The sequence below is a fragment of the Ruegeria atlantica genome, from assembly GCF_013032505.1.
Taxonomy (GTDB): domain Bacteria; phylum Pseudomonadota; class Alphaproteobacteria; order Rhodobacterales; family Rhodobacteraceae; genus Ruegeria; species Ruegeria atlantica_F.
Window position 1 is genome coordinate 1,450,256 of record NZ_WQCG01000001.1, and the last position, 11,917, is coordinate 1,462,172.

10 protein-coding genes are annotated in these 11,917 nt (G+C 58.4%); 3 read left to right on the top strand and 7 right to left on the bottom strand.

The genetic code is table 11. The annotated features are described in order from the left end of the window. Nucleotides 1–99 precede the first annotated feature (99 nt). Nucleotides 100–807: a lysophospholipid acyltransferase family protein gene (locus tag GOW92_RS07145; protein WP_170559218.1), complete on the top strand. Its 708-nt coding sequence runs from the start codon at nt 100–102 to the stop codon at nt 805–807. On the opposite strand, the gene GOW92_RS07150 is transcribed toward GOW92_RS07145, so the two are convergent. The 5 genes from GOW92_RS07150 to GOW92_RS07170 all read right to left on the bottom strand — a co-directional run bounded on the left by GOW92_RS07150 (nt 804) and on the right by GOW92_RS07170 (nt 7,981). Further along, nucleotides 804–1,049, bottom strand: coding sequence for a MoaD/ThiS family protein (locus tag GOW92_RS07150; RefSeq protein WP_170559220.1), 246 nt, complete (start codon nt 1,047–1,049; stop codon nt 804–806). The two genes, GOW92_RS07145 and GOW92_RS07150, sit on opposite strands and share 4 nt — an antisense overlap. Then, nucleotides 1,042–3,297: a xanthine dehydrogenase family protein molybdopterin-binding subunit gene (locus tag GOW92_RS07155; RefSeq protein WP_170559221.1), complete on the bottom strand. Its 2,256-nt coding sequence runs from the start codon at nt 3,295–3,297 to the stop codon at nt 1,042–1,044. The genes GOW92_RS07150 and GOW92_RS07155 overlap by 8 nt, the downstream gene beginning before the upstream one ends. Then, nucleotides 3,297–3,776 carry a (2Fe-2S)-binding protein gene (locus GOW92_RS07160; RefSeq protein ID WP_170559223.1) on the bottom strand — a complete coding sequence of 160 codons (480 nt, stop codon included), beginning with the start codon at nt 3,774–3,776 and terminating at the stop codon, nt 3,297–3,299. The genes GOW92_RS07155 and GOW92_RS07160 overlap by 1 nt, the downstream gene beginning before the upstream one ends. Continuing rightward, a complete protein-coding gene (locus GOW92_RS07165) occupies nt 3,773–4,639 on the bottom strand; it encodes an FAD binding domain-containing protein (RefSeq protein ID WP_170559225.1) in 867 nt (288 codons plus the stop codon). The genes GOW92_RS07160 and GOW92_RS07165 overlap by 4 nt, the downstream gene beginning before the upstream one ends. Nucleotides 4,640–4,768: 129 nt before the next feature. After that, a complete protein-coding gene (locus GOW92_RS07170) occupies nt 4,769–7,981 on the bottom strand; it encodes a reductive dehalogenase (protein ID WP_170559227.1) in 3,213 nt (1,070 codons plus the stop codon). Nucleotides 7,982–8,057: 76 nt separating this feature from the next. Between GOW92_RS07170 and GOW92_RS07175 the strand changes: the two genes are divergently transcribed. Continuing rightward, entirely contained in the window at nt 8,058–8,960 is a 903-nt protein-coding gene (locus tag GOW92_RS07175) for a LysR family transcriptional regulator (protein WP_170559229.1), read from the top strand. Here GOW92_RS07175 and GOW92_RS07180 read toward each other — a convergent pair. Continuing rightward, nucleotides 8,951–9,802: a LysR substrate-binding domain-containing protein gene (locus tag GOW92_RS07180; protein ID WP_170559231.1), complete on the bottom strand. Its 852-nt coding sequence runs from the start codon at nt 9,800–9,802 to the stop codon at nt 8,951–8,953. The two genes, GOW92_RS07175 and GOW92_RS07180, sit on opposite strands and share 10 nt — an antisense overlap. Before the next feature lie 103 nt (nt 9,803–9,905). Here GOW92_RS07180 and GOW92_RS07185 point away from each other — a divergent pair, with 103 nt between their 5' ends. Continuing rightward, nucleotides 9,906–10,607, top strand: a complete 702-nt coding sequence (locus GOW92_RS07185) for an SDR family oxidoreductase (protein ID WP_170559233.1) — start codon at nt 9,906–9,908, stop codon at nt 10,605–10,607. A 2-nt stretch (nt 10,608–10,609) separates the two neighbouring features. Here GOW92_RS07185 and GOW92_RS07190 read toward each other — a convergent pair whose 3' ends face one another. Beyond that, the gene (locus tag GOW92_RS07190; RefSeq protein ID WP_170559234.1) at nt 10,610–11,881 is read right to left on the bottom strand and encodes an NAD(P)/FAD-dependent oxidoreductase; all 1,272 of its coding nucleotides are present in this window, start codon (nt 11,879–11,881) and stop codon (nt 10,610–10,612) included. Nucleotides 11,882–11,917 lie beyond the last annotated feature (36 nt).

An 11,917-nucleotide genomic window follows, 5' to 3' on the forward strand; every position in this document is an offset into this window, starting at 1 on the left:
CTTTTTCAGATTCCGGTAGACTAATCCAACTCACAAACAAGTTGCGAACTGCGTTTAGTTCTATAAGACACGGTTTGGCCAGTACGAGGGACCCAATTCGTGAGTATCCGCAAAAAAATCGCCGACAGCGAAGCCATTCTGAACTGGGCCGCGCGCCGCATCGCCAGCTATATCCGGATGGTCAATCGCAACACCAAGTGGCAGCGCATCGGATATGAAGAACTGGACCAGCTGGCAGAACAAGGTGAACCAGTGATCGTGGTGCTGTGGCACCAAAGGCTGGCGCAGTCGCCGTACTTCTTCCCGCTGGACAAAGGGCGCATCTGTTCAATCACTTCGTCTGCGCGGGCCGGCAGCATGGTGGGTCGGGTGCAGAAGTTGTTCGGAATGGACACGATCGCCATGGCCAGCAAACACAAGAGCAACGTTGCCGTGTCGCGAGAAGTGATCGGTAAGATCAAACAAGGGATTTCCATCGGCATCGCAGCTGACGGACCACGTGGACCTGAGCGCGTGCTTTCCACGGTGCCATTGGTTTGGGCGCGCACATCTGGCAAACGAATCTTCGGGATCACCTTTTCTGCACAATACGGCAGCGAAGCGGGTACATGGGATCGTCTTTTGATGCCCCGCCCATGGCGGAACAAAGGAGTCTTTCTGTGCAGCGAGTGGACCGAGACCGTGCCTCGCAAAGCGTCTGAAGAGAAAATCGAGGAGCTGCGCCAAAGCCTTGAGCAGCATATGAACGATATCACTGCCGAGGCCGACCGCATGGTTGGGCGCGAACCGTGGTCGCCAGAGGCCTAACCGCCTCTTAACCGCTGCATCAGGTAAACCTCGCTGCCTTCAGGGATTGGCTCGGTCAACCCTGTGGCGATGACGCGGCCATCAATTGCAATCGACACGCCGGCATCAATAGGACCTTGAAGCTGTGGGTGAGCCAGCACCAATGCGCGTAATAGGTCGCCGGTCGTCTTGGCTTCAACCTCGACGACCTGCTGGCCCCCGGTCAATGACCGGAGACCGGACCAGAGATGAACCTCAACCATCGTCCTTGAGCGCGGCCAGAATACGCGGCGGCGACATCGGCAACTGACGCATGCGCACGCCAGCCGCATGGGACACGGCGTTGGCAATGGCGGCCAGAGGCGGCACGATGCCTGTCTCGCCGACGCCTCGTACACCGAAGGGGTGACCGGGGTTGGGCACTTCGACAATCACCGTGTCGATCATCGGCAGGTCACTGGCAACGGGGATGCGATAGTCGAGGAAGATCGAGTTCTGCAGGCGACCGTCATCGCCGTAGATATACTCTTCGTTCAGCGCCCAGCCGATACCTTGCGCGGCACCGCCCTGATACTGGCCTTCCACATAGGTCGGGTGAATCGCCTTCCCGGCATCCTGGATGACCGTGTAGCGGGTGATCGAGGTCTTGCCGGTTTCCGGATCAACCTCGGCATCAACGATATGAGTGCCAAACGACACGCCTGCGCCTTCCGGGGTCGCTTCAAAATGGCCTGAGATCGGTCCGCCTGTCGAGCCCATATGAGCCGTGATATCAGCCAGTGGCCGCGGATCGAAATCACCGGCATTGGGGCCAGAGGGCACCGCACAGCCGTTTTCCCATTTGACTGCGTCCGTCGGAATTCCCCAGCTGGCCGCCGCACGTTCGCACAGTTTTTCGACCGCGTGTTTGGCTGCTTTGATGGTTGCCAGACCGGAGGCGTAGGTCACGCGAGAGCCGTGGCTGACGTCGTTGTACCCAAGCGTCGCTGTATCGGCGATGGTCACCCGGATGTTTTCGTAGGGAATACCGAGAACCTCAGCCGCCATCAGTGCCATAGATGCACGCGAGCCGCCGATGTCCGGCGTACCGACCATCAACTGGGCCGAACCGTCCTCGGACAGAGATAGCGAGACCGAAGTTTCACCACCGTGGTTAAACCAGAACCCACAGGAGATGCCGCGCCCCTGCCCTGGCTTCAGCGGGGCCGAGTAATGCGGATGCGCCTTGGCGGCTTCCAACGTCTCAACCAGACCGATGCGCTCATAACGTGGGCCATAGCTAGCCTTGGTGCCCTCATGCGCGGCGTTCTTCAGACGCACATCAACAGGATCGAGGCCCAGCTTTTTGCACAGTTCATCGATCACCGATTCAACGGCGAATGCACCCATGGGGGCACCCGGTGCACGGTAGGCAGCCTGTTTCGGCCGGTTGGCCATAACGTCATAGCCAATCTGTTTGACGTTGGTCAGATTGTACGGCGCAAACGCACACATGGCCGTCATGTCACCCGGCGCACCAGGAAACGCGCCACCCTGCAGGCGAAACACGCCCTGAGCGGCGGAAATGGTGCCGTCCTTCTTCATCCCGATCTTGATGTCCATAGACGCCGAAGACGTGGGGCCAGTTGCCCGAAACACTTCGGATCGGGTCATCACAACCTTGACGGGGCGGTTGGCCTTGCGGCTGAGCGCCAGCGCAACGGGTTCGATAAAGACGGTCGTTTTGCCGCCGAAGCCACCACCAATCTCGGACGCGGTCACGCGCAGTTGCGAGGTTTCGATACCCAGCAGCGCCGCGCATGTCTTCTGTGCGATCCAGTGCCCCTGGGTCGTGCACCACAGCTCACCCTTACCGTCATTTCCCAACATGCCCAAACAGGCATGGGGTTCGATATAGCCCTGATGGGTAGCTTCGGTGACAAAGCTGTCTTCGATGACCAGATCGGCCTCGGCAAAACCGGCTTCGACATCGCCGTGCCCACTTTCATGGTAGCGAACGACGTTCGGGTGCATGCCTTCAGGCACCGAGTAATCCGCCGCCCCTTCGCGAATGACAGGCGCATCTGAGGCCATCGCCTTGTCCACATCTGTAACGTGAGGCAGCACCTGGTATTCGACCTCAATCAGCTTGAGCGCATCGCGCGCTGCAAGGGCAGACGTAGCAGCAACAGCGACAACGGCGTGACCGTCATACAGGGCCTTTTCGCCCGCCATAACGTTTTCCAGAACGTTCCAGAATTCGCCCTCCAGTCCCGATTTGAACGGGACGTCCGCAAAATCCGCGCGGGTCACGACGGCTTTCACATCCTTATGCGCCTCGGCTTTCGACGTGTCGATTTTCACGATCCGCGCATGGGCGTGAGGCGAGCGCAGGATCGCGCCGTGCAACATACCGGGCGCCGACATATCGGCCCCGAACTTGGCGCGGCCCGTAACCTTGTCCAACCCATCCGGACGGTTCGGTCGCGTGCCAACAAAAGTGAATTCAGATTTGCGATCGTCGAGTGCCATTACGAAGCCTCCCGCAGTTCTTCTGCCGTTTCCATGACGGCGCGAATGATTTTGTCATAACCGGTGCAGCGGCAAAGGTTGCCCGCCAGCCAGTACCGGGTTTCTTCTTCGGTCGGGTTGGGGTTCTTTTCCAACAGAGACTTGGCCGCGACCAGAATACCCGGAGTGCAGATACCGCACTGCAGCGCTGCATGTTCGATGAACTTCTGCTGCAGCGGGTGCAGAACGTCACCATCCGCGATGCCTTCGACGGTCTCGATGGACTTACCATCCGCTTCAACCCCCAGCATCAGGCATGAGCAGACCAGCCGGCCATCAACTGAGACCGAGCACGCACCGCAGTCACCGGTCCCGCAGCCCTCTTTCGCGCCGGTCAGGTTCAGCTTGTCGCGCAAACAGTCCAGCAGGGTCTCCCGCGGATCGCACAGGTATTCGACAGTGTCGCCATTTACGGTGGTAGATACGTGGAACTTGCTCATGCTTGTTCTCCCTTCGCACGGGCATAGGCGATTTTCGCGGCACGCTTGGCCAGAACGCCTGCGACATCGGTGCGGAATGCGATTGTGCCGCGTTTGTCGTCGATCGGGTTGCAGGCGGCGGATGCCGCAGCAGCCAGCGCGTCCAGCGCGGGATCATCCAGCGTACTGCCGATTATGGCTTTAGCGCAGTCTTCGACCAGCAGCACGGTCGGGGCAACAGCACCCAATGAAACACGAGCCTCGGTGACAGTGTCGCCGTCCAGACGAAGGTTTACACCGACGCCGACAACGGCAATGTCCATTTCGGTGCGCGGAATAAACCGCAAATAGGCGTCTCCACCATTCTCGCCACGGGCGGGAATGTGGACGGCCGAGATCAGTTCACCTTTGGCCAAAGATATCTTGCCGGGACCGGTCGGGATATCTTCGACTGCAACCTCTCGGTCGCCCTCCGGACCGGTCACCGTGACGGTCACACCCGCTGCCACCATGGCTGGCACGGAATCCGCTGCAGGCGATCCGTTGCACAGGTTGCCGGTCAAGGTCGCACGCCCCTGCACCTGAGTCGAACCGATCAGGTCCATCGCTTCGACAACACCTGGCCAGTCCCGGCTCAGTTCGGGATGTTCGCTCATCTCTGCGCCGGTAGCAGCGACGCCGAGGGTCCAGCTGCCGTCGGCATTGCTGTTGATGTCACTGACGCCATCAATCTTTTTGATGTCGATCAGCGTATCGGGCGTCACCAACTCTGACCGTAGCTGCACCAGAACATCGGTACCACCCGCCAGAAAACGTGTGATGCCCGTCGCGTTTGCGGCCAGTGCCGACGCCTCGGCAAAGCTGGCGGGGCTGTGATAATCCATGAAAATACCTCGCACCTGTTGATCAGGATTCACTGGGGTTCGCAGGGGACGTTAGTGCAGCAACCCCACGGCGTCCATGGCTGGAACGACCAATTTTTGTGATTCACACGGTCGTTTTCAGACCTCGGATCAGAGGTCGAGTTCGATCACACCGTCAGGTTCAGCGGCGCGGCTTTGGCACAGAATGATCGCATCTTCGCGTTGTTTGTTCGAAAGGACAAAATCCCGATGCTCAATATCGCCCGAAACAACGCCGCATTTACAGACGCCACAGATACCATCGGCGCATTTCACATCCACGTGAATGCCTGCTTCATTCAGAACCTGTGCCGCGTCTTTATCCTTGGGGACAGCGAGTTCCCTGCCGGACTTTGCCAACTTCAGCGAGAAGGGGTGGTTCTGGTATTCCGGCTGTTCGGGGACTGAGAAATACTCAAGATGCCGGGCGTCATCCGGGAAACCTTGGCGTTCTGCCGCCTGGATCACCCCGTCCATGTACCGATCCGGTCCACAGGTATAAACGTGCCATCCATCGCGATAGCCCGACAAGACGGTGTCGAGGTCAGCACGCGTGCCCTCATCTGAGAAATGGTAATGCACATGATCTGCCCAGGGCATCGCGGCCAGATCAACGAGGTACCCGGCCCCGGCACGGGTGCTGGCGGAGTAATGTAACTCGAACGGCTTTCCCAGCGCGTGCAGGCGGTGTGCGAATGCGATCATCGGCGTGATCCCGATCCCGCCACCCATCAAGAAGGTCTTGGTTGCAGTTTCGTCCAGTTCGAAATGGTTGATCGGCTTCGAGATAAAGACCTTGCGCCCCTCACTGAAGATACGGTGCAACAGGGCCGAACCGCCGCGCCCATCGTCCTCGCGCAGGACGCCGATCTGATAGGCGGACGCGTCCGACGGATCACCTGACATCGAATACTGGCGCAGGAATTCGGGCGCAACCAACACGTCCAGATGTGCGCCCGCTGTCCATCCCGGCAGGGGCGCACCGTCCAGCGGTGAGAATTCATACTTCGTTACATCAGCAGTCATTTTGTCGACTTTGGTCACCGCAACCCGCATCACCGGCGCGTCTCCGGCAATCTGGTAGCGATGGATAACTGACATGTCGCCCGCAGTCTTACGGGTCTTGTATTCATCAGCACTGACCAACGCCTCGTAAGCCGCGATCCCTGCCTCGCGATCCATCGCAAATGGATAGGGCCAGGGATGCGGGGCCAGATAGGCGGGATAAACGGCGAGGGTCTGATCTTCGTATCTCAGATCCAGATCTTTTTGCAGATCACGCCTGTTCAGCGGGTGTTCCGTCGGACGATAGGCTCCATCCGCCTGCAACTCGATATCCCACCACCATTTTTTGGTGTCGTTCAGACCCCCGTTGCCCACGGCATCGTCCAGCTTTGCCAGGGCTGGCGCGGCCTGGGGGATATTCATCGCAGCCCAACGGAAAGGTCGTTCCTTGAAGATGCCTTCAAGGTTCCACGGGCAGGTTTTCATGCAGCGACCGCACATTGCACCGCCCGGTGTGGTCACGCGGTAGGTTGCGCATTTCTGGCTGTCGGATTTCCAGATCTCATAGCCGTTAAACATAAGCTTTGGCCCTGCGGTGATTGCCCCCGAAGGGCATTCGCGCGCGCATTTGTTGCAGCTTTCACAGAAGGTCTGCAGACCAAAATCAATCGGCTTGTCATGTTCCATTGGCATGTCAGTCGTCACTGCACCGGACTTGAGCCGGGGACCGAGATACGGGTTCAGGATGACTTCGCCTATCCGGCTGACTTCTCCCAATCCGGACAACAGCAATAGTGGCGGCTGCAAGACTTCGCCGTCCATAACCGTATGCGCTTTGGCCTTGTAACCGAGGTTGCGGATCTGCTGCGCGATCACACCACCCAAAAGTGAAAACCGCAGATAGGCCCGCATCGACTGGGCAACGCTGATCCAGTCGTCACCGCTTGCGCCCTCCATCGTTTCATAGCCCTGATCGATGATCATGCTGATGGCCTGATCGTGCAGCGGGATGATCTCTTCTCCGGTTGCGTCGTGGGAATACCACGCCCATTCCGGACACCGACTGAGGCCCAAGGCATCAACGCCAAGAAAATAGGTTGCGGCCTTGATATTCGCGGCATTTCGGACGGCATCGTGCGGACAAGGGCCATCTGCGCTTTCGCCGTCCTGCAACAACACAAATGCCCCTAGAGAACGGCGTTGCGCGAAGCTGGGGGCGGCCTTGCGCACGTAATGCCCACCCTTGGCCGCATCCTGCAGCGATTTCCCCATATCCCCAAACTGGGCACGGGCAAACATGTCAGCGCGCTTAGGGACGCGGGCAACATTCTCTTCGTCGATATATGTCGTCGGGTCCTCTACGCGTTTGAGCCTTTCGAACGGGTGCGACCCATCCATGTAACGCCGTTTAGCATAGGGATCGCGGTTCAAAGCGTTCTTGGCAAATCCCGTTCCCAGCCACCACGCCGGGCCCTGCGTGCGAAACCACGGTTGCTGGGCCATCGGTTGCAGAGGGGTATCATGTGCGATCTCCATCTCGGTCGTCACGGCCGCCAGACCAAACCGCTTGCCTACCCACGGGACAACGACTTCGCCATCCTCGACTGTCGCCAACCCCGCCGCCACCGCAAGCTTGCCCAGATCAACCTCTGACGACATTGCGGTATGCGCCCGCGCGTCGAATCCCAACAAACGGATATAGTTGGCAATCACCACCGCATTTTCGGTCGCCAGCAAACAGGAACGATGATCCTGCGCATCTATGATCCAATCCGAGCCGGGCTCGTCCGCGCTCGGATCACGGTTGTGTTCATACAGAAAGACGATGGCGTGGCGATGCTTGTCCATCGGCTTGGGCGCCGCCTCCATACTTTCCTTAAGGTCGGCCATGATGACATCTATGCCCGACGCCAGCGTCTTGGTCTGCCGTGTCTTCAGCGCATGGGACAGACGGTCAATGTCCGGGTTACGGCGCGGCTCGGACAGCAGCGCCTCTGCGGGCAAGGGTCCGCAACCCATCATCGACGCATCATTGAAATAGCCAAAGGCTTTCAGGTGATGCGCGCGTGCGGTCAGGTCAGCCGGAATTTCAGAGGGCACAGCATTCACGAACCCGTCGCGAATTGTGTCCATCATCGCCTGGAATTCACCCATAGCGTTAACAATGCTTTCGGGCTGGTCCGGCCTGTGAAAACTGAGCATGGGCATCGGCTGCACGGCAGACAAATCCGGCACGGCGTTCTGACGTGCCAACCGTTCTAATGGATAAGGTCCCATGTGAACCGGCCGGTTCTTATCCGAAAAAAAGCGGATCCCCATCGCGCGCCTCCTAATCTGTGAATGTCACCTACTGCGGCATGGACAGCAAATCCATTCATGAATAATCATAAACGGTATGAGCAAAATAGATTTCATGGATCTGGATGGCAAAGTCCTCAGGGTCTTCCTGACCATTCTCGAGGAAAACTCGGTGTCCAAAGCCGCAGATCGGCTTGGCGTGACACAATCAGCCATCAGCCACACCCTGTCCAAACTCCGGTTGGTTCTGGGCGATCCCTTATTCGTCAGATCGGGGCAAGGCCTGACCCCCACCGAACGCGCACTGTCCTTGAAAGACCAAGTGCAGCAGGTCTTGGACAACATGCGCGCGCTGACCGAGGATCGCCCGTTCGATCCCCTGTCCGAGGAGATGGCCTTTCACATCGCCACTAATGACATGCCAAGGGAATTGATCTTCCCGCAATTGCTGCAAACGGTTCGGGCCGAAGGTGTTCGATTGGGGTTAGGATTTATCCCCTCTGGTGTTCCGGACCCCGAGCTTCTACGCAGTGACCGATGTCAATTGATGTTGTCGCCTTTGCCGCCGGATGGGCCGGACATCTTTCAAAAGCGCATCCTCAGCAGTCCGCTGATGATCTATTATGATGGCACGCGGCGATCTCCTCCGGACAGCTGGGAAACCTATTGCGAAACCGAACACGTCGAAGTGCGATTTTCCGACGGCCGCAGCTCGCGCGCAGTTATGCGGGGCGTCGATCAAAACCAGATCAGGCCCCCCACGGTCACCCTGCCGCACTTCAACGCCATAACCTCGTTTGTAAAAGGCGGCGATCTGATTTCCACCGATACGGCACTGATGAAGCGCGGTCCTCTCAATGCGTTGGATTGTGCGCCTTTGCCTTTCACATGCGAGCCTGTCTCGATCTTCATGGTCTGGCATCAGCGGTCGTCCAACGATCCGGCACATCGCTGGCTGCGTGACAGGATCGAAGCCATCGCATCAACGCTTCAGGACTGAGACAGCAACCATTCTTTCATCAAAGCGACCAACGCTGGCTGCCGAGGTTGATTGGGTGCCACGATATAAAACCCCAGATCTTCGACCAGTTCGTCTGGGATCGGGCGCACCAACTGACCCGCGGCCAACTGGGCGGAAACAAGCGGCTCATTAGCCAGCGCGATACCCTGGCCCGACACGGCGGCGTCGATGGCGAGACTTGTTTGACTGAAACTCATCATCTTCGGCTTGCCCGTGATTCCTGCTCGCTGCAAGAACAGGGGCCACAGCCCATGCGTGTCATTCAGCAGCGTGTGCTTTGTCAGGTCCGCAGTCTTGGAAATCGCAGTCGCTAACTGAGGGTTGCAAACCGGGACGAAGACTGTCGAGAACAAAGGTTCGGCGACCAGGCCCGACCCGAACGGCGCGCGCCCTTGGCGAACGGCAATGTCGACGCCGTCCCTCTGGAATTCCGCAAGCCTTTCCCGCGCGTCGACCTGGACGGCAATGTCCGGGTAATGACGGGTAAAGTCCTGAAGACGGGGAACCAGCCATTTCGAAGCGAAGCTTGGCGTGACAGAAATGGTGATTTGCCTGTCCTCCGACAAACCTTCGACAGCGTCTTCGATCAGTCGGAAAGCCCGGCGCAAAGGTGTATGAAACCTGCGCCCGGCCTCAGTCAGAGCAAGTCCACGTGGCAGGCGGTCAAACAGCGTCACGGCCAACCGCGCCTCAAGCCCGCGCACTTGCTGGGCGACGGCCCCCTGGGTGACATTCAATTCCTCGGCAGCCAAACGAAAGTTCAGATGACGTGCAGAAGCTTCGAAAGCCCTTAAAGCATTCAGCGGTGGAAGCGCGGCCATTACAATACCCTGTAGATTTTCTACAGCATAAACGCAGCAGAACTGATTGGTCAATCTGTCCGCCAAAGCCCATCCTTATGCCATCAAGGAATGGAGAAATCACATGAGCAAAGTGGCGCTGGTAACAGCAGGCGGCAGCGGAATGGGCGCGGATTCAGCACGTAGGCTTGCTGCAGACGGCTTTAAAGTTGGCATCTTGTCTTCGTCAGGTAAAGGTGAAGCTTTGGCGCGGGAACTGGGTGGTGTAGGCGTGACCGGTTCGAACCAGTCCACGGATGACCTGCAGAAACTGATCGATGCAGCGATGACTCATTGGGGGCGCATTGATGTGCTGGTCAACTCGGCCGGTCACGGCCCGCGCGCGCCAGTGCTGGAACTGACGGACGAAGACTGGCACACCGGCATGGATGTCTATTTTATGAATGCCGTCCGACCAACTCGGTTGGTGACACCGATCATGCAGAATCAAGGCGGTGGATCCATCGTCAACATTTCGACCTTCGCCGCGTTCGAACCCGACCCGGTATTCCCAACCTCAGGCGTGTTCCGCGCAGGCCTTGCTGCCTTCACCAAGCTATTTTCAGACAAATATGCGGCCGACAACATAAGGATGAACAACGTCTTGCCCGGGTTCATCGACAGCCTGCCTGAAAAAGAGGAATTCCGTGCACGCATCCCGTTGGGCCGCTACGGACGCAGCTATGATGAAATCGCCTCGGTCGTGGCAATGCTCGCGTCAGAGGGTGGCGGCTATATCACTGGTCAGAACATACGGGTGGATGGCGGCATTACCCGCGCGGTCTAACCTCAGAACCGTGCCTTAAAAAAATGTGTCAGCGCCGCGCCAGTTTCAAAATACGCGCGGCGCAGGACTGTCCAGTTTTCCTGATATTCAACGACGGCAGGCACTGGTAACAGACCTGGGTCGTCCTGCAGCAGGCTCTCGGCAACAAGACGGCCAAAGACGGTCCCAGGTCCGATCCCACGTCCGGAATAGCCGTGGACGGATAAGGCATTAGGGCCAATCCGTGTGATCTTGGGGATGTGATCCGAAGTCATAGCGATGCGGCCATGCCATCCTTCGACCAACGGCCGATCAGCCAGTTGAGGGTACAGCTGAGCCAGCTTGCGTTTGATCCAGCTTTTGTGAAACGCACCTCCTGCCCGATCCAGATCACCCATAGCCCCAATGATAAACCGCCCCTCATGATCCATTCGGAACGAGGTCATGATCAGATCTGTGTCCCAGCACCCCTCGCCGCCCGGCAAAATGCTGGCGCGAAGACTGTCCGACAACGGGGCTGTCGCGTATTGAAAGTAATAGACCGGCACATATGCGGGGGCCGATGCACTCAGGTCGCGGTGATAGGCGTTGGTTGCCTGCACCACCGACTTTGCACGCACCGTGCGCTGCGATGTTTTTAGCATCCAGGTTCCATCGACATGTTCCATAGACCGAACCGGGCTTCGTGTGCAGATCAATGCACCGGCTTCGGCCGCAGCACGTGCCAGGCCTCGCACGTAGGCCAACGGCTGAATTGTCCCCGCGCGTGGGTCAAACATGGCACCATGAAATACCACACTTCCTGTACGTTGCTCGGTCAGGTCTGCAGAAAGCAACTCAACCGGTGCGCCAGCAGCGCTAAGTTGTGCGTGGCGGGCCTGCAAATCCCGTAAGCCCGCCGCAGAATGCGCACAATGCAGTGTTCCATTTCGAACCGGTTCGCACCCTATGTCGTGCTGGTCGATCAGGTTGAATACTTCAGTTGGAGCAGCGGCCAGAAGGTCAATCAACTGGTCCCCAACCATGTCACCCAAATGCGCGCGAATCTCGGCGGGCGGCAACCACAGCCCTGCATTCGCCAACCCGACATTTCGACCCGAGCCGCCGTGACCAATCTCATCCGCCTCAAGCACGCAGACCGTGGCACCTGCTTTGGCTGCAGTCAGGGCTGCAGAACAGCCGGTGTAGCCGCCGCCGATCACCGCCAGATCAACAGTGATGTCACTGGTCGATATCGCGGGTTCGACGTGTTCGCGGCATGTTTTCAGCCAAAGGGATTGGTTGTGGTCGCTCACTTCGCGCTCCTTCAAATTGCGCGGATCATCAGGGCG

What these genes read in the sequence shown, in the direction of transcription:
- GOW92_RS07175 (WP_170559229.1), top strand. Translation starts at nt 8,058, where the DNA reads ATGAGCAAAATAGATTTCATGGATCTGGATGGCAAAGTCCTCAGGGTC.
- GOW92_RS07170 (WP_170559227.1), bottom strand. Translation starts at nt 7,981, where the DNA reads ATGGGGATCCGCTTTTTTTCGGATAAGAACCGGCCGGTTCACATGGGA.
- GOW92_RS07160 (WP_170559223.1), bottom strand. Translation starts at nt 3,776, where the DNA reads ATGAGCAAGTTCCACGTATCTACCACCGTAAATGGCGACACTGTCGAA.
- GOW92_RS07185 (WP_170559233.1), top strand. Translation starts at nt 9,906, where the DNA reads ATGAGCAAAGTGGCGCTGGTAACAGCAGGCGGCAGCGGAATGGGCGCG.
- GOW92_RS07165 (WP_170559225.1), bottom strand. Translation starts at nt 4,639, where the DNA reads ATGGATTATCACAGCCCCGCCAGCTTTGCCGAGGCGTCGGCACTGGCC.
- GOW92_RS07155 (WP_170559221.1), bottom strand. Translation starts at nt 3,297, where the DNA reads ATGGCACTCGACGATCGCAAATCTGAATTCACTTTTGTTGGCACGCGA.
- GOW92_RS07180 (WP_170559231.1), bottom strand. Translation starts at nt 9,802, where the DNA reads ATGGCCGCGCTTCCACCGCTGAATGCTTTAAGGGCTTTCGAAGCTTCT.
- GOW92_RS07150 (WP_170559220.1), bottom strand. Translation starts at nt 1,049, where the DNA reads ATGGTTGAGGTTCATCTCTGGTCCGGTCTCCGGTCATTGACCGGGGGC.